The sequence below is a fragment of the Pseudomonas sp. AC247 genome, from assembly GCF_979258015.1.
Genome location: NZ_OZ409829.1, coordinates 690,168 through 707,283 on the forward strand (window position 1 = coordinate 690,168; position 17,116 = coordinate 707,283).

Below are 17,116 nucleotides of genomic sequence, written 5' to 3' on the forward strand. Positions count from 1 at the left end.
CCGTTTTAGAGGGGGGAGGGATGCTGGATAGGCGGAAATCCGCTTACCGTCGGATATGTGTGAGCGGAAAATTGCCGAAAGGATCAAAAGATCGCAGCCTGCGGCAGCTCCTACAGTGGACCTATGTAGGAGCTACCGAAGGCTGCGATCTTTTGACTTTACGGGCTTACAAACATTTCCCGACTCAACCCATGCCGCTGCATTTTTTCATTGAAGGTACGCCGCGGCAGTTGCAGTTCTTCAAGCACCGCTTTCACATCGCCCTTGTGCCGCGTCAACGCCGCGCGCAGGCACTGCGCTTCAAACGCTTCCTGTTGCGCCGCCAGCGACTGCCCCGGATCAATCCCCGGCGCCGGCTCATCCAGCCCCAGCACTTGCCGTTCGGCGACGTTGGCCAGTTCACGGACATTGCCCGGCCAGTCATGGCTGAGCAGGTGACTCAACTGCGCGCCCGTTAACGGCGGGAACGTCCGGCCGAGGCGCTGCGCCGCACTCTGGGCGAAGGTCTCGAACAGCAACGGAATGTCTTCACGTCGATCGCGCAGCGGCGGCAAGCGCAGTTCCGCGACGTTCAGGCGATACGCCAGGTCCTCGCGAAAACGTCCGGCGCGGGCCTCATCGAGCAGATCAGGTTTGGTCGCTGCGACAATGCGCAAGTCGACGCGAATACTCTGGTTTGACCCTAGCCGCTCCAGCTTCTGCTCCTGCAATACCCGCAGCAGTTTCACTTGCTGAGCCAACGGCATGCTTTCGATTTCATCGAGAAACAGCGTGCCGCCATCGGCGTATTCCAGCTTGCCGATGCGCTTGCCGGAGGCGCCGGTGAAGGCGCCGCTCTCATGCCCGAACAACTCGGCTTCGAACAATTGCTCAGGGATCGCCGCGCAGTTCAGCGCCACAAACGGCTTGTCTGCGCGAGGGCCGAAATCATGCAGGCAGCGCGCAACCAGTTCCTTGCCGCTGCCGGTTTCGCCACGGATCAATACATTCACCGGCAGCGCTGCCAGATCCAGCACCTGTCGACGCAACGTCTGCAAACCCCGCGACACACCGAGCAACGTCGCATCGAGTTTCGCGCGGTTGTCGGCCTGTTCGTGCAGGGCGCGGTTTTCCAACACCAGCGCGCGTTTGTCCAGCGCCCGGCGCAGGCTGCCGAGCAGGGTTTCCGGGCTGAAGGGTTTTTCCAGAAAGTCATACGCGCCGTCGCGCATCGCTTCGACGGCCATCGGCACATCGCCGTGGCCGGTGAGCAGAATCACCGGCAGATCGGCATCACGTTTCTGCACTTCAGCCAACAACGCCAGGCCACCGATGCCGGGCATGCGCACGTCGCTGAGGATCACCCCGGCAAAGTGCGCGGGCAGGGCGGCGAGGCAGTCTTCGGCGCGGCTGAACAGTTGCACCTCGAACCCGGACAGGCTCAGCCACTGCTCGACGGCGTTGCGAATGCTGCTTTCGTCATCGACCACCATCACCGAGTTGAGCATCAGATATGCGCCTCCAGATCGATCGGCAAGGTCAGGCTGAACACCGCGCCGCTGTCGCCATTCTCCACGCTCAAGCGCCCGCCGGATTCATGCACGATAGCGAAGGAGACCGCCAGCCCCAGGCCCAGACCGTCGCCCACAGGTTTGGTAGTGAAGAAGGGGTCGAACACCTGGCCCAGATGCTCCTCGGCAATCCCGCCGCCGTTGTCGCTGACGCTCAGTCGCCAGAGCTGCTCGTCGGCCTCCAGACGGATTTCCAGACGTTTGCACGGTTTGCCCTGCATTGCATCGAGGGCGTTGCGCAGCAAGTTGATCAGCACCTGTTCGAGACGGATCGCATCACCGCGCACCCAGGCTGGACGCGCTAGATGCAGGACCAGACTGACCTGTTCGTCACGCAAACGCGCGTCCAGCAACTGCAATGATTGATCGACCACCGTGGCCAGATCCAGCCGTTCACGCAATCCGCTGGGGCTTTTGCGGGCGAACGTCTTGAGGTGGCCGGTGAGGGCGGCCATGCGCGTAAGCATTTCATCCACCGGTTTCAGCGCTTTATAAGCGTCGTCGACACGGCCATGGTCGAGCAGCAGACGCAAGGTCGCCAGTTGCATGCGCTGAGCGGTCAGCGGCTGATTGATTTCGTGGGCCAGCGCGGCGGACATCTGCCCCAGCGCCGCCAGTTTGGCCGACTGCACCAGACCGTCCTGCGCCGTGCGCAGATCGCGGGTGCGCTCTTCGACCAGTTGCTCCAGCTCTTCGCGGCTGCGCTGACGCAGCTTCGCCAAGCGCCAGCGTTGATTGAGGAACAGCAGCAAAAACACCAGCGCCAGCCACACGCCGGCAGCAGCGAGCCCGGCGTTGCGCAAATCTTCGAAGGCGACCTGCGGGTGACGGAGCAAATGCAGGGTCCAGCCTTCGGTGGTCAGCGGCAGCGATTCCCACAGATAATCCGCCGTGCCTTGCGGGCCTTCAACGCGGCGCAGATCGCTGTTGTCATCGAAGCGGCGCAAGGACAGATGCGTCAACGGCGCCAACGCCTGTTTGTCGTACTGGCGCGTGGTTTTGATCTCGGCCTGATCGGCGGCGCTCAGCGGGCGCAACAGGCGATAGCGCCAACCGGGCTGATTGGCGATAAAGATAATGCCGCGCGCATCGCTGACCAACAGCGTGTCACTGCCTTGGCTCCACTCACGCTCCAGCTCGGGGAATTCCAGCTTGACCACCATCGCCCCGAGGAACTCGTTGTTGTCGCCAAGCACTGCGCTTGAGAGAAAATAACCGGGAATTCCGCTGGTCACGCCTACCGCATAAAAACGCCCGGAGCCTTGGGTGCGGGTCTGGCTGAAATAGGGGCGAAAGCCATAGTTGTGGCCGACATAACTGCTCGGCAAACGCCAGTTGCTGGCCGCCACGGCGAGCCCCGTGTGATCGAGCAATTCAAGGGTCGAGGACTGCGCCGCACCGTTGATTTTTTCCAGCTTGAGGTTCAGCGCCGACTGTTGCTCGGCATCGACGGAACCTGCCAGCGCCGAGCGCAGTTGCGGGTCCAGCGCGAGCACGGCGGGCAGGGCGCGATAGCGATCAATCAGGGTGTGCAGCGAGTTGGCGTACAACGCCAGTTGTTGATTGGCACGGGCGGCATCTTCTTCCAGCGCCTGACGTTCGGCGTGGCGGATGGCAAGGGTCGCGGCAAGGGCCGCACCGGCGATGATCAGCAGGGTATACAACGACAGACGCAGGGTACGGGAAGTCGGCAGCATGCTGGGCTAATGGATAAAGGGACGGGCCGGCACGATAGCATGGGTCCGACGATCCTTCTCGAATGACTCGTCACCCTTCAGCATGGTGCGTGCGCAAGTACTCGACGATAGACACGGCCACGCCGCGAATGTCGATAACGTGCAACCGCGGAGTACGCCAGTGGAGTTTGGCACTAATACCCACGCTCCATACCCGGGGTCAGCTCAAGTCTATGTAATTCAATCGCCCCGATACCGATTACGAATGGCCGGGACTTTTTGCTGATAAATGTTGAGGAATCCTCGAGAGGTCTCGATGTTGTTGCGGGCGAATCCCGCAAGCTGCGTCATATCGGACTGGCGTAACGTTTTCGCTTGTGCCGTGCCTACCCGGTTGCGTCCCAGGTCGATCAGGTAGTCGCGCATCCCGTGTTGTTCATCGTAAAACTCGTTGATCCCCAGTTCGGCAAACGCGGTGTTGGCCGATGTGGTCAATCGCGTGACCATCGCATCGAGCTCATCAAGAGTGCCGTGGATTTTTGCAAGTTTCAGCGATGACAAACCTTCCTCGGCTTCATTGGCTTCCTGTGCAAGGCTGCCCAGGGCCATGGCCTCACCCACGCCGGGCACATAAGCCCCTACGACTTTACTGATGCTATCCACCGCCAATTGCTGCAAACCCTCACGGCTGCGCACGTCGTACTGTTCGCGGGAGGGGAGCGGGGACGACTGCTGCAATTCTGCCGCAATGGCATCAGGGTTGAAGGTGGAGGTTCGTGGGACAATCGGCGAGTTCAACTGCAGTGGTGCCATCAGCTTTCCATAAAGGCCAACGCTCCGGTCGGCGATGTTGTTGCCCAGTGTCAAACCGATCAAATCAGCGGAAAGCCCGGGCAAGGCTTCGGAGGCAAACGTGGCGGCATTGTACGAGGTGAACCAGCCGGCGGCGGCGCTGCCGATTTGATAAACAACGTTCTTTGCCAGCGTCTTGCGCCATTGCCCGGGATGTTGCAGATCGATCAGTTGATCCTGAAGGCTACTCATTTTTCGATCTATGGAAGACAACGCCTGCATGTTCCAGCTGATCAGTCGCTTGAGTTCGTTGGGCGAGCGATTGAGCCCGGTGTCATCGAAATAGTTCATCGGGTTGTTGCCGACGAATGCGTACAGGTTCAGCCCGTCCACATCGCCTCCCGGATCGGCGCTGACCCAGCGCTGCAGCCACGGCGCGTAGTAGCGCGCCCCGTAGTAATAGAGGCCACTGACATCCATCTCTTTGCCGGAGTAGCGGATGAACTTGTACGCCACTTCGATCAGCGAGCGTGCCGCCATCCAGGCAGTAGCGCCGAACGAGTAGTAACCCTCATGACTGATCATTCGGCCCTGATGGTCAAGCTCCATCGTGCTTGAGCCCAGATGATCTTCGAGGGTGTAGCGCATTTGATTCTGCTCGACACCTGAGGGTGGTGACGTGAGCCAATGCAGACAACGCACGCTGCCGACGCCGGTGGCGAGCGTGATGACGTGCAACGTTTCACCGTTGTCTTTGCTGCGGATCTCCAGGCCGGGCAGGTAGCGCACTGCGTGAAAATGTTTGCCGCCATCGTGGAGGTGGCGCTTGTACACCCGGGCGCCTTGGCTGTACTCATAAAACTCTTCGTCGTCAGGCAGATTGTCGCGTGCTACCAGGGTGATTTTTTCCAGTTGATCGCGTGTATTCCATTGCAGAGGCTGGCCCGGTTGCAGCATCTGCTGATTGCCATGGCGGTCGAACAGCGTGTCGAAATCCGGCTCGGGATCGTTGTCGTTGCAGCGCACGCCACGGTTGCTGTTCGGGTCGATACGCATGCGCCGGGTATGGTTGGCGCCGTCGCGAACGTGGCGAAGCTCGACAAGATTGTTGCCGTGATCGTAGGTGTACGTCTGGACGTAGTTGCGTCGGTCGTTGGGATCGGTCGGTTGCGGGCGACCGGGATTGTCCCGTGGCACCGCGTCGTCGTAACCGCTGGCGCTGAGCAAACGGTACAGCGAGTCGTAACTGAAGTCGCGAGCGCCGTCGACGCGTTGATTGGCAAAGTAAGTCGGTGTGAAGGTGTGGTCGAAAATTCGGGTGATGTTGCCGACCCGGTCATAGCTGTACTCGAAATCCTGCAGCGGTGACTGTTGGCCGATGCGTGCCGTGTGTCGATGCAGCCGGCCATCCGCCGCAGCGTATTGCCAACGGCTGGTCACGCCGTTGCCGGCCAGTTGCTCGATGATCTGCCCGGCCGCGTTGTAGTGGGCGTTGAGTTGAACCGTTTGCCAGGTTGCTTGCGCGTTGAGTTGCAGCTGCACCTGTTGGATCTGCCCGGCATGGTCGTAACGAAATTGTTGTTGATGGCCACCGGCGTCGCGGTTTGCAAGCACGGCGCCCAAAGGGCTGTAGGTGCGCGAACTGGTGAACGACTGGTTGTCGTGGGAAGTGAACGTGTCGCGCAGCAAAGCGCCGGTCATTGCATAACTTTCGCAATCGATGCGACCCGACGGATCGACCTGATTGAGCAATTGCCCGCGCAGGTTCATCAATGCGTTGGCCGAGCCGTCGGCATACACGAAGGTCTCGACGTTCGGCTGCTGGTTTTCTTCCAGCGCCACAACGCGCAATAGTTGATCGTAACGGGTGCGCCAGACGTTACCGCGTTGGTCATGATGCTCCAGTGTTTCCCCGGCCAGCCCTGGCAGGCTCAAACGCCAGCCGGCATCGACACTGCTGATCTTCAATGCCGCACCGTTCAGCCCATATACGGTGCTGAGGTTCGGTTCGGAAAGCCGCGAGTCCCATTGCCGGGTTACGCGCCCGGCTCCGTCGAACGCTTGTCGGCTCAGCAATGCAATGGCCGGTTCATTGGCGATCGCGCGTAAGTATGCGACCTGACGAACCGGTAAGCCTCGACCGTCGTTTACCGTGACGGAGGGGGTGCCTTGGTGCACGTCACGGTTCATCAGCGCCGGGGCCGCGAGTATGGATTTGCTGTAAATGGGTTGCCTGCACCGTTGTGTATTTCAGTGCACGTCAGCGTCATGGACATGCCTCGGGCGATTTCGTAGGTCATGGTTCCATCCGGTGTGCGAAGACGCAGATGGAGCAACGCTAGCAGGCCACATCGTCCAGGTAACCTGTCAGGTCTGACAGGTCAGGCGATTCTTTTAGTTCGAAAAAACCACGCTGTGGATTTTTCATAACCATCAGCCAATCGATAAAAAAGGCCGGGCTCTCTTTCGAGAGGCCGGCCTTATTCGCAGCGTAAACGCTTACTGCACTTCGACCGCCAGGCTTTCGCTGATCTTCTGTTGCCAGATCGCCGGGCCGGTGATGTGTACCGACTCACCTTTGCTGTCCACCGCAACGGTGACCGGCATGTCTTTGACTTCGAACTCGTAGATCGCTTCCATGCCCAGTTCGGCGAACGCCAGCACTTGCGACTTCTTGATCGCCTGAGCCACCAGGTAAGCAGCGCCGCCGACAGCCATCAGGTACACGGCTTTGTTGTCCTTGATCGCTTCGATCGCGGTCGGGCCGCGCTCGGACTTGCCGATCATGCCCAGCAGACCGGTTTGCTCAAGGATCTGACGAGTGAACTTGTCCATCCGCGTTGCGGTAGTCGGGCCAGCCGGGCCAACCACTTCGTCACCGACCGGGTCAACCGGGCCGACGTAGTAGATGAAGCGACCTTTCAGATCGACCGGCAGGGTTTCACCCTTGTTGAGCATCTCGACCATGCGCTTGTGCGCCGCATCGCGACCGGTGAGCATCTTGCCGTTGAGCAGGACGGTTTCGCCCGGCTTCCAGCTCTGCACGTCTTCCGGGGTCAGGGTGTCGAGGTTGACGCGACGGGCCGACGGGCCGGCTTCCCAGACGATTTCCGGGTAGGCGTCCAGCGGTGGCGCTTCCAGCGAGGCCGGACCTGTACCGTCGAGCACGAAGTGCGCGTGACGGGTGGCGGCGCAGTTCGGGATCATGCACACCGGCAGCGAGGCGGCGTGGGTCGGGTAGTCCATGATCTTCACGTCGAGCACGGTGGTCAGGCCACCGAGGCCCTGGGCGCCGATGCCCAACTGGTTGACCTTCTCGAACAGCTCCAGACGCATTTCTTCGATGCGGTTCTGTGGGCCACGGGCTTTCAGCTCGTGGATGTCGATGGATTCCATCAACACTTCCTTGGCCATCACCGCAGCTTTCTCGGCGGTGCCGCCGATGCCGATGCCGAGCATGCCCGGTGGGCACCAGCCGGCGCCCATGGTCGGAACGGTCTTGAGCACCCAGTCAACGATCGAGTCGGACGGGTTGAGCATGGCCATTTTCGACTTGTTCTCGGAACCGCCGCCCTTGGCCGCCACGTCCACTTCCACGGTGTTGCCCGGGACGATGGAGTAGTGAATCACGGCCGGGGTGTTGTCCTTGGTGTTTTTCCGAGCGCCCGCCGGGTCGGCGAGGATCGAGGCACGCAGGACGTTTTCCGGCAGGTTGTAGGCGCGACGCACGCCTTCGTTGATCATGTCGTCCAGGCCCATGGTGGCGCCATCCCAACGCACGTCCATGCCGACGCGCACGAACACGGTAACGATACCGGTGTCCTGGCAGATCGGGCGATGGCCAGTGGCGCACATGCGCGAGTTGATCAGGATCTGTGCCATCGAGTCACGTGCCGCTGGCGATTCTTCGCGCAGGTAGGCTTCGTGCATCGCCTGGATGAAATCCACGGGGTGGTAATAGGAAATGAACTGCAGGGCGTCGGCAACGCTCTGAATCAGGTCGTCTTGCTTGATCACGGTCATGAGTCGCGCTCCTCTAAAAGACGGGAACATTCAATAAGGTGCCTGCGGCTTGGGTGCATCGGTCGGTCGCAAGCACCTTTCAAGGCACGCCGGGGCTGCTGGCGCGACGCTAAAAAGGCGCGGCAGTATACCGCGCCTCGGTGGGGCGTACACGCGCCGGCAGTCATTCGTTGGTCGCATGTCTTTCGCATAATCCTGCAGGAACTGCCGCAGGCTGCGATCTTTTGATTTTGTTTTTAAGGTCAAGATCAGAAGATCGCAGCCTGCGGCAGCTCCTACCGGGAATATGTGGGTTTTTGACGTCAATTTTCGGGCCTGAAAATCGGTGGTCATTTATCGACCGGGCCTCTAAAGTGGCAGCCGGTCTGTAGAGTAGGACACTCGGTCAGCCTCCTATCGCACGGTGAGTCAACGATTGACCCATAACGCCATTCAACGTCTTTTAATGAAACGTTTTGCCCTCGCTGCAGCCACCTATGGATTGGCTTTGCTGCTGCTGTGGCTGGCGTTTTTTACCGGTCATTACGACCAGACCCTGAGTTCTGTGGTCATCGGCAGCGCGCTGGTGGTGATCAGTCAGGCGACCCTGTTCGGGCTGTTCTGGAGCGGGCGCAACCAGCGCTTCGCCGACCCCAGCCTGACCGAAGTGCAGGTGCTGCTCGGGCTTGGCTGGCAGACCTGGCTGATCGCCCATCTGGACGAGGCGCGGGGCGCCTTTCTGGTGTTTTATGTGCTCATCCTGCTGTTTGGCCTGTTCCATCTCAGTCGACGCGCGTTCATTCGCTGCGCGCTGATGGTGTTCTTCAGTTTCTCGGCGATCACCTTATGGGATGGCTACTACTTCCTCTTGCCCGAGCCTGCGCTGGCGGCATTGCAGGTGTGCATTCTGGCGATGGTGCTGGCGTGGCTGGTGCTTTACGCACGTTTCGTGCAGATCTCGCGGCAGCGCATGCGCCAGCGCCGGTTTGCCTTGCAGGCGCATCAGGACACGTTGCGCGGGATGATGCGCCAGCTCGAAGACCTGGTGGCCACCGACGAACTGACCGGGCTGTTCAATCGCCGGCACTTTCTGCGCCTGGCCTCGCGTGAATTGAATGCGATGGACAGCGATGTGGCCCATGGCCTGGCGTTGATTGATCTCGACCACTTCAAACGCATCAACGACCTGCACGGCCATGCCGCCGGCGATCAGGTGTTGCAGGCCTTCGCCGGTGTCGCCCAGGCGTGTCTGCGCGACGGCGATGTGCTGGCGCGTTACGGTGGTGAGGAGTTTGTGGTGTTGCTGCCCGATTGCAATGCCGAACGGCTGACCGCATGTTGTGAGCGCTTGCGCATTGCCTTCACTGATGTCGAATTGATCGGCCTGGATGTGCGCAATCTCAGCCTGTCGGCCGGCATGACCCTGTTGGAACTGGGCGATGATCTCGATGACGCCTTGCAACGCGCCGATCAGGCGCTCTACCGGGCCAAGCGTGACGGCCGTAATCGTTGCGCGGCCGCGTGGGAGAACGCCGATGCCTGAACTTCGTGTCGGTGAACAACACTGGTCGGTGGTGTCGGGCAGCAACCTGCTCGATGCCCTCAATCAAAACGGCGTGGCGGTGCCTTACAGTTGCCGCGCCGGCAGTTGTCATGCGTGTCTGGTGCAATGCGTGCAAGGTCTGCCGGCTGACAGTCGACCGGACGCCTTGAGCGCCGAGCAGCGTCAGCAGGGCTGGCGCCTGGCGTGTCAGTGCCAGGTGGTTGAAGACTTGCAGGTGCACACCTTCGACCCGGTTGCCGACGGTCGCCCGGCGGTGGTCGAAGCACTGGACTGGCTCAGCGACAACGTCCTGCGCCTGCGCCTCGTCCCGCAACGGCCGTTGCGCTACAGCGCCGGGCAACATTTGGTGCTGTGGATTGATCACATCGCTCGGCCGTACTCGCTGGCGAGCCTGCCGGAAGAAGACCGCTTTCTTGAATTCCACCTCGATTGCCGCCAGCCCGGCGAGTTCAGCGATGCCGCGCGGCGCTTGCAGATCGGCGATCCGATCCGCCTCGGCGAACTGCGCGGCGGCGCCTTGCATTACGACCCGGACTGGCACGACCGGCCGCTGTGGCTGCTCGCCGCTGGCACCGGGTTGGGGCCGTTGTTCGGCGTGCTGCGCGAAGCCTTGCGCCAGGATCACCAAGGCGCGATCCGCGTCATTCACCTGGCCCATGATGAGCGCCAACACTATCTGGCCAAACCCCTTGCCGCGCTGGCTGCGCAGCGAGAGAACCTCAGCGTCGAGCTATGGACGGCGGCCGAGTCAGCCGCCGCTTTGGCGCAACTGCGGCTTGTCTCCCGGCAAACCCTGGCCTTAGTCTGCGGTTCGACGGCCAGTGTCGACGCCTTCGCCAGGCGCCTGTATCTGGCCGGACTGCCGCGTAATCAGCTGCTGGCCGACGTATTCCTGTCCCGTGGTTGAGCGCTAATGCTTATCGGGTTTCATAGGTTCTTTGTGGCCAAGTCTTTATGGTCAGAGGATTTTTTGTGGCAAGGGGATTTATGTGGCAAGGGGATTTATTCCCGTTTGAGTGCGCAGCGCTCGCAAGATTTTGGGGCCGCTGCGCAGCCCAGCGGGGATAAATCCCCTCGCCACAACAATCCCCTAGCCACAAAAGCCCCCCTAGCCACAAAAGCCCCCCTAGCCACAGAAGTCCCCTGGCCACAGAAGGCACTATCCCCATTTGACCTTCGCAAGCCCGACTATCGCCGAGAGACGCCATGACCGAAGCCATCCTGCTGGAACGCGAGCGCGGTTTGCTCACCCTGCGCCTCAATCGCCCCGACAAGAAAAACGCCCTGACCCGGGCGATGTACAGCCGTTTGGCTGAGGCGTTGAAGCAAGCCGACAGCGACCCCGAGATTAACGCCGTGCTGATCACCGGCAGCGCTGAGTGTTTCACCGCCGGCAACGACATCGCCGACTTCATCCAGCAACCGCCGAGCGACCTCGACAGCCCGGTGTTCCACTTCATGCTCAACCTGCTTGAGTGCCGCAAACCGGTGGTTGCCGCCGTGGCGGGCGCCGCAGTGGGCATTGGCACCACGTTATTGCTGCATTGCGATCTGGTCTACGTGGCCCGCGATGCACGGTTGCGTATGCCGTTCGTCAACCTGGGCCTGTGCCCGGAATTCGGCTCCAGCCTGATCCTGCCGCGCTTGCTCGGCCAGGCCAAAGCGGCGGAGTTGTTGTTGCTCGGTGAAGGCTTCAGCGGTGAACAGGCGGCGCAGTGGGGGATTGCCACCGAAGCGTTGGGCAGCGGCGCTGCGGCGTTGAGCAAGGCGCGGGAGATGGCGCTGCGTTTCGACGAACTGCCGAGCGAAGCGGTGCGTATCAGCAAGCAATTGATGAAGGCGCCGGATCGCGAGTTGATCCGCAGGGTGATCGAGGAGGAGGGTATGTTGTTCACCCAGCGCCTGCGTTCGCCGGAAGCGTTAGCGGCGTTGAGCGGATTCATCAAACGGCATTGAAATTGTCGCTGACCTGACTGGCCTCATCGCTGGCAAGCCAGCTCCCACAGGTTTCTTTGTTGATCAAGTACAGTGTGTACAACTCAATCCCTGTGGGAGCTGGCTTGCCAGCGATGAGGCCCGAACAGGCACCACATCTTCGGAACATCAGAAAACAAAAAGCCCCGGCACTCACATGCCGGGGCTTTTGTTCTTCGAACAACCGATCACTCAGACCTGTGGGTCGCCCACGTGCAGGATCTTCATGCCGTTGGTGCCGCCGGTGGTGTGGTAGCTGTCGCCCTTGGTCAGGATGACCCAGTCGCCTTTTTCCACAACGCCGCGCTTGACCAGCTCGTCGATCGCCTTCTGGCTGACTTCGTGCGGTTCCAGCGAAGCCGGATCGAACGGTACGGTGTACACGCCACGGAACATGGCGGCGCGCGCCTGGGTTTCGCGGTGCGGCGAGAACGCGTAAATCGGCACCGAGGAACGGATGCGCGACATGATCAGCGGGGTGTAGCCACTTTCGGTCAGCGCGATGATCGCTTTAACGCCCGGGAAGTGGTTGGCGGTGTACATGGTCGCCAGCGCAATGCTTTCGTCGCAACGGGTGAATTCCTTGCCGATACGGTGGCTGGAAGTCTTGCCAGTCGGGTGCTTTTCAGCGCCGACGCAGATGCGCGCCATCGCTTGAACCGCTTCCAGCGGGTACAGACCTGCTGCGGATTCAGCAGACAGCATCACGGCGTCGGTGTAGTCGAGCACGGCGTTGGCCACGTCGGACACTTCGGCGCGAGTCGGCATCGGGTTCTGGATCATCGACTCCATCATCTGGGTCGCGACGATCACAGCCTTGTTGTGGCGGCGTGCGTGCAGAATGATTTTCTTCTGAATGCCCACCAGCTCGGCGTCGCCGATTTCCACACCCAAGTCACCACGAGCAACCATCACCGCGTCGGAGGCCTTGATCAGGCCGTCGAGGGTTTCGTCGTCGGCTACGGCTTCGGCGCGTTCGATCTTCGCCACCAGCCAGGCAGTACCGCCGGCTTCGTCGCGCAGTTGACGGGCGTATTCCATGTCGGCAGCGTCACGCGGGAAGGATACCGCGAGGTAATCGACTTCCATTTCAGCGGCGAGCTTGATGTCGGCCTTGTCTTTTTCAGTCAGGGCCGGCGCGGTCAGGCCGCCACCGCGACGGTTGATGCCTTTGTGGTCGGACAGCGGGCCGCCGATGGTCACGGTGCAATGCAATGCGTCGTCAGTTTGGGTATCAACGCGCATCACCACACGGCCGTCGTCGAGCAGCAGCTCGTCGCCTACGCCGCAGTCCTTGACCAGATCCGGGTAGTCGATGCCGACCACTTGCTGGTTGCCTTCGGTCAACGGATGGCTGGTGGAGAAGGTGAACTTGTCACCGATCTTCAGCTCGATCTTCTTGTTGGCGAATTTGGCGATACGGATTTTCGGGCCTTGCAGGTCACCCAGCAGGGCGACGAAGCGACCGTGCTTGGCGGCAATGTCACGCACCAGTTTCGCGCGAGCCTTGTGCTCGTCGGGGGTGCCGTGGGAGAAGTTCAGACGGGCAACGTCCAGGCCAGCCAGAATCAGCTGTTCGAGAACTTCCGGCGAGTTACTGGCCGGGCCAAGGGTAGCGACGATTTTGGTACGACGGACGGACATGCAAAGACTCCTGAGTTCAAGCGCAAGCGAAGGCTACTATGCTCTTGGGGTGTAGTCATTGTTCGAATGCACTACTTTTTGTGAAGGGCTTTGTTATTACTTTGTTTATTGAACGCGACGAACGCGACAATCGGCACAAACCGTTCTGAAGATTTCCGGCGCAAGGTCGATACAGAGCACAAGACAGGAGAACCCCCCATGCGATTGTTGCCCATTGCCGCCCTTGCCCTCAGCGTCCTCGCCGTCACGGGCTGCACCCGTTGGTCGATGAACCACCATTTGAACAACGCCTACAGCGCCTATGATCGCGGCAATTGCGAGCAGGTCATGCTGGAGCTGTCCAAGGTCGAACGCGCCAGCCGTGCCCGCCCGTACGTGTGGCCGGAAGTGTCGATGATGCGCGGCCAGTGCCTGGAACGGCAGAAAATGTTTGTTGATGCTGCGCAGACCTATCAGTTCATCATGGCCTCGTACCCGAACAGCGAATACGCCTACCGCGCCCGCGCCCGTCTGGAAACCCTGCAGAGCCTGGGCCATTACCCAACGCGCAGTGCTGCAGCCGTGGTACGCCCGACGCGTTTTTGATGACAGTTGTCATACAAACGCTGGCCGTGTGTACAGGCTGAGCTATAGTCGAATGATCCGGTTCCAGCGCGTTGGCGCTGTTCCGGGGCAACACCTGCGACTGGCAAGTGGTCAAGTGACGGCGAGGTAGCGATCGGCACACCGGAAGCGGGGAGAGCGGGCCTGCAAGGCAGGTTCGTTCCGAAGCAAAAGTGCGGCTCCGTGACGGAGCCCTGCCTGGCGAACTGCGCATGTTTACCGACCGCCGAATCGAACGGCATCAACTGCCGTACTTTCTGAGAGTGTTCAACAGCATTACCGACAAACCGATCGGCTTTCTCGGCAACGTCTCCGAAGACGGGCTGATGCTCATCAGCCAGTTACCGATGATGATCGGTGTGGATTTCAAGCTGCGTCTGAAAATTCCCATGGATGAAGGCTGCCAGCAGGTCATCGACCTGACGGCGTGTTGCCTGTGGTGCCATGAAGACGCGACCCCGCAGCATTATGACGCGGGTTTCAGCCTGCACCGGCCGCCGCCGGAGTACGGGCAACTGGTGCAGGCGTTGAAGCAGTACTTCAGTTTTCAGCCGCTGCCAGCTTCCGCCTGATACAGCAAACGCCAAAGCCAAAGATCGCAGCCTGCGGCAGTTCCTGCAGAGGGCTGCGATCTTTTGGTCTTCATCCGTTCATGGCAACTGCGCGCTCACTGTCGAGCACCTTCTCCGCCAACAACAACCCCATCTCGCTCAACTGATAAATCGCCATCGCCAAGTGCCGTGGTTTGTCTTCTAGGCTGTCCGCCAGATCCAGCAAAAGAATGCTCACCGACGAAAACGTTTCGTAGGTCTGGATGGCGATGGCTTCGGGATTGATGTCGGGGGCGACGACGAACATTTGCATGGCGCGATCAACGGAGTTGCGCATGGCAGGATGGGGTTTGAGGTAGTGGTCGAGCGCGCGTTCGGCAGCTTCGTGGAGCTTTTTTGAATCGGGGGAGGCGTAGGGTGATGTATCGACGGAATCTATCTCAGGAGGACTCGTGGATGCCTTTGTCATTGCCTTGTTTCCTTTTATTAGGTGCTGCCTCCGCTTCGCGACTAAATGAAGGGAGGCAGCTATGTGCAGGTTAGTCGACCGGTGGAAACAAGGCTTTTCCGGCGCACCCGAAGGTGCCCTGCACACAGCCACCATCAAGTACGGGAGTAGGAAACCCGACCGGATGAAGCCTTGCACCTTGTCTCATATCAGGCGACTAAACCTGGCCGCTGAATGTCAGCGACAATGCCTAATCTAAGCGGCATCCCTTAGAGTGTCAGTCAGCCCATTCCGGTGACTGCGTAGGCAACGGCACCAAACCTTGTAGTCTTAATTCCCGAATGCCAAGGGAAGTTTTCAAACTCCCGAAAACTGTCGGACCTTATGGCTACGTGCATCTACCAGATGTGCTTAAAAAGTAGACGGGCCTCGCAAATTTTCTGAAGTCGTGGCAGGCGGGTTTTTGAATTGAGGTCGCTGGGGCCAAATCTCTGGAGAAATTTTTATCTTGTGGTTCCCTTGAATGGCCCCAGCCGAAGTTTGAACACGTAGCTAATCCATTTATTTGAGGTTTCTTCCTTTGATCTTTGCTATGCCCTGCTTTATGTAGCCAGCATTTTCACCAACCCTACATAGCGCACCTCGGACGTTTTCACCGACGTCCGTAAAGCCTTCCTTTTCTACTTGTAGTGCTAACTCCATAAGGGCCGCCTCTAACCCAAGCTGATTCTCATAGATCCTTTCCAGTACATCGGATAACGAATATTCAGGTGACATAGCTTCGATTCCTTTCGAAAAAAAGAAAGCATAGCACCAGTTTTTTGGGAGGGTGGAAAGCACTGAAAGGGTTGAAGTGCTCGATTGATTACGATTGTCAGCAATCTTTTTAATGCAAAGGGTGTGAGTGTTTTTTTTCACACATCTAGCACCCACGTACGATTTCTATCAGCTGAGCGTTGATGGGACGGAAAGTCGAACGTTCAAAACGAGCCAGACTTCTTCCAGCTCAAATAGCGTGTTACCAGCTCAGTCCCCAATGCCTGAGGCTGTGCATCCAGAGTCGTAACGCTATTAGCGATCAGATGTTCATGACACTCGTTGCGTGAATTCAAATAGTCAACAGTCCCGCAATATGCCAGCGCCTCATCTAACGTTTGAACGGGCGTCTGCTGCAGCTGGTCAATCGCGGATTCGCGCAGACTTGCGACTAGCACCCGATGATGCTTTCTCAGGCGCTTGACCGCGTTCAGCAGTTCTTCATCGTCCTCCTCGCGCACATTGGTCACCAGCACCACCAGCGCTCGGCGTTTCTGCCGGGCCAGCAGTGGACGGATCGCCGCCTGATAGTCCGCCGGGCGTTGACTGCTGTCGAGGTCGTAAACACTGTTGAGCAAAACGTTGAGCTGCCCGGTGCCCTTGATTGGCGCAAGGTAACGCGGATGCTCAGCGGCGAACGTGCACATGCCCACCGCATCACCCTGACGCAACGCCACATAACTGAGCAGCAGACAGGCGTTCAGCGCATGGTCAAAGTGCGACAGTTCATCGTCCTGACTGCGCATGTTGCGTCCGCAATCGAGCAAGAAGATGATCTGCTGATCACGTTCGTCCTGATACTCACGGGCGATCGGTGTGCGTTGGCGGGCGGTGGCTTTCCAGTCGATCTGGCGCAGGCTGTCGCCTTCACGGAATTCGCGCAGTTGATGGAATTCCAGACCCTGACCACGGCGCTGTTTTTGCCGCACGCCGAGCTGGCTGAGCCAGTTGTCCACCGCCAGCAGTTCACCACCATAGAGCCGGGCGAAATCCGGGTAGACGCGGGTGTGACCGGTGACGTCGAGCAGGCGTTTGCCTGACCATAAACCCAGAGGGCTCGGCAGATTGATTTCGCAGTGTTCGAAGCTGAAGTGCCCACGTTTGAGGGCGCGCAGGCGGTAGCCGATGTGGCTGATTTTGCCGGGTTGCAATTTGACGTTCAGCGGCAGGTTCTCAAAAATCAGGCCGTCCGGCACTTGGTCGAAGAGTTGCAGGTGCAGCGGCTCGCTGAAGTCGTGCTCCACCTCCAGGCGTACTTCGCCCCAGCGCCCGAGCGCGAGGCTGCCGGGCATTTGCCGTTTGACGCGAACGGCGGGCAGGCGCTTGAGGCGCAGGGCATCGATGGCGGCGAGGGTCAGCAGGGCGAGCAGCAAGCCCCAGTTGATCGACAGCAGGCTGGGCGGGAGGTCGATTTCCAATGCCTGCAAGGCGCCGAGGACGATGCCGATGGCCAGTAGCAGTGTCAGCCAGATCAATAGGAGTCTTGAAGGTTTCAT

At 59.8% G+C, this 17,116-nt stretch carries 13 protein-coding genes; 5 read left to right on the plus strand and 8 right to left on the minus strand.

Annotated elements, in window-relative coordinates; translation table 11 throughout:
* Window positions 1-158: 158 nt before the first annotated feature.
* The 4 genes from ACZZ0B_RS03300 to ACZZ0B_RS03315 form a co-directional block, all read right to left on the minus strand.
* Window positions 159-1,487 carry a sigma-54-dependent transcriptional regulator gene (locus ACZZ0B_RS03300; protein WP_158831065.1) on the minus strand — a complete coding sequence of 443 codons (1,329 nt, stop codon included), beginning with the start codon at window positions 1,485-1,487 and terminating at the stop codon, window positions 159-161.
* Entirely contained in the window at window positions 1,487-3,247 is a 1,761-nt protein-coding gene (locus ACZZ0B_RS03305; protein WP_463544367.1) for an ATP-binding protein, read from the minus strand. The genes ACZZ0B_RS03300 and ACZZ0B_RS03305 overlap by 1 nt, the downstream gene beginning before the upstream one ends.
* Window positions 3,248-3,466: 219 nt before the next feature.
* The gene (locus tag ACZZ0B_RS03310) at window positions 3,467-6,208 is read right to left on the minus strand and encodes an RHS repeat-associated core domain-containing protein (protein ID WP_463544368.1); all 2,742 of its coding nucleotides are present in this window, start codon (window positions 6,206-6,208) and stop codon (window positions 3,467-3,469) included.
* 309 nt (window positions 6,209-6,517) lie between these two features.
* Window positions 6,518-8,041, minus strand: a complete 1,524-nt coding sequence (locus ACZZ0B_RS03315; RefSeq protein ID WP_008080438.1) for a fumarate hydratase — start codon at window positions 8,039-8,041, stop codon at window positions 6,518-6,520.
* Window positions 8,042-8,456: 415 nt separating this feature from the next.
* Here ACZZ0B_RS03315 and ACZZ0B_RS03320 point away from each other — a divergent pair, with 415 nt between their 5' ends.
* From ACZZ0B_RS03320 to ACZZ0B_RS03330, 3 genes are all read left to right on the plus strand, one after another.
* Window positions 8,457-9,563: a GGDEF domain-containing protein gene (locus tag ACZZ0B_RS03320; RefSeq protein ID WP_045123086.1), complete on the plus strand. Its 1,107-nt coding sequence runs from the start codon at window positions 8,457-8,459 to the stop codon at window positions 9,561-9,563.
* On the plus strand, window positions 9,556-10,491 hold the full coding sequence (locus tag ACZZ0B_RS03325; RefSeq protein ID WP_463544369.1) for an iron-sulfur-binding ferredoxin reductase: 936 nt from the start codon (window positions 9,556-9,558) through the stop codon (window positions 10,489-10,491). Before ACZZ0B_RS03320 ends, ACZZ0B_RS03325 begins: the two co-directional genes overlap by 8 nt.
* 299 nt (window positions 10,492-10,790) lie before the next feature.
* A complete protein-coding gene (locus tag ACZZ0B_RS03330; protein WP_463544370.1) occupies window positions 10,791-11,540 on the plus strand; it encodes an enoyl-CoA hydratase-related protein in 750 nt (249 codons plus the stop codon).
* 210 nt (window positions 11,541-11,750) lie between these two features.
* Here ACZZ0B_RS03330 and pyk read toward each other — a convergent pair whose 3' ends face one another.
* The gene (gene pyk / locus ACZZ0B_RS03335) at window positions 11,751-13,202 is read right to left on the minus strand and encodes a pyruvate kinase (protein WP_008080434.1); all 1,452 of its coding nucleotides are present in this window, start codon (window positions 13,200-13,202) and stop codon (window positions 11,751-11,753) included.
* A 198-nt stretch (window positions 13,203-13,400) separates the two neighbouring features.
* On the opposite strand from pyk, the gene ACZZ0B_RS03340 reads away from it, so the two are divergent.
* Both ACZZ0B_RS03340 and ACZZ0B_RS03345 read left to right on the plus strand, forming a co-directional pair.
* On the plus strand, window positions 13,401-13,787 hold the full coding sequence (locus tag ACZZ0B_RS03340) for a tetratricopeptide repeat protein (RefSeq protein ID WP_158831119.1): 387 nt from the start codon (window positions 13,401-13,403) through the stop codon (window positions 13,785-13,787).
* Window positions 13,788-14,017: 230 nt separating this feature from the next.
* Window positions 14,018-14,377: a PilZ domain-containing protein gene (locus ACZZ0B_RS03345; protein WP_440094593.1), complete on the plus strand. Its 360-nt coding sequence runs from the start codon at window positions 14,018-14,020 to the stop codon at window positions 14,375-14,377.
* Between the two features lie 70 nt (window positions 14,378-14,447).
* Here the strand turns inward: ACZZ0B_RS03345 and ACZZ0B_RS03350 are convergent, their stop codons facing one another.
* From ACZZ0B_RS03350 to ACZZ0B_RS03360, 3 genes are all read right to left on the minus strand, one after another.
* Window positions 14,448-14,825 carry a DUF6124 family protein gene (locus ACZZ0B_RS03350; RefSeq protein WP_463544371.1) on the minus strand — a complete coding sequence of 126 codons (378 nt, stop codon included), beginning with the start codon at window positions 14,823-14,825 and terminating at the stop codon, window positions 14,448-14,450.
* Between the two features lie 540 nt (window positions 14,826-15,365).
* The gene (locus tag ACZZ0B_RS03355; protein ID WP_440094763.1) at window positions 15,366-15,581 is read right to left on the minus strand and encodes a hypothetical protein; all 216 of its coding nucleotides are present in this window, start codon (window positions 15,579-15,581) and stop codon (window positions 15,366-15,368) included.
* A 203-nt stretch (window positions 15,582-15,784) separates the two neighbouring features.
* The gene (locus ACZZ0B_RS03360; protein ID WP_463544372.1) at window positions 15,785-17,116 is read right to left on the minus strand and encodes a DUF58 domain-containing protein; all 1,332 of its coding nucleotides are present in this window, start codon (window positions 17,114-17,116) and stop codon (window positions 15,785-15,787) included.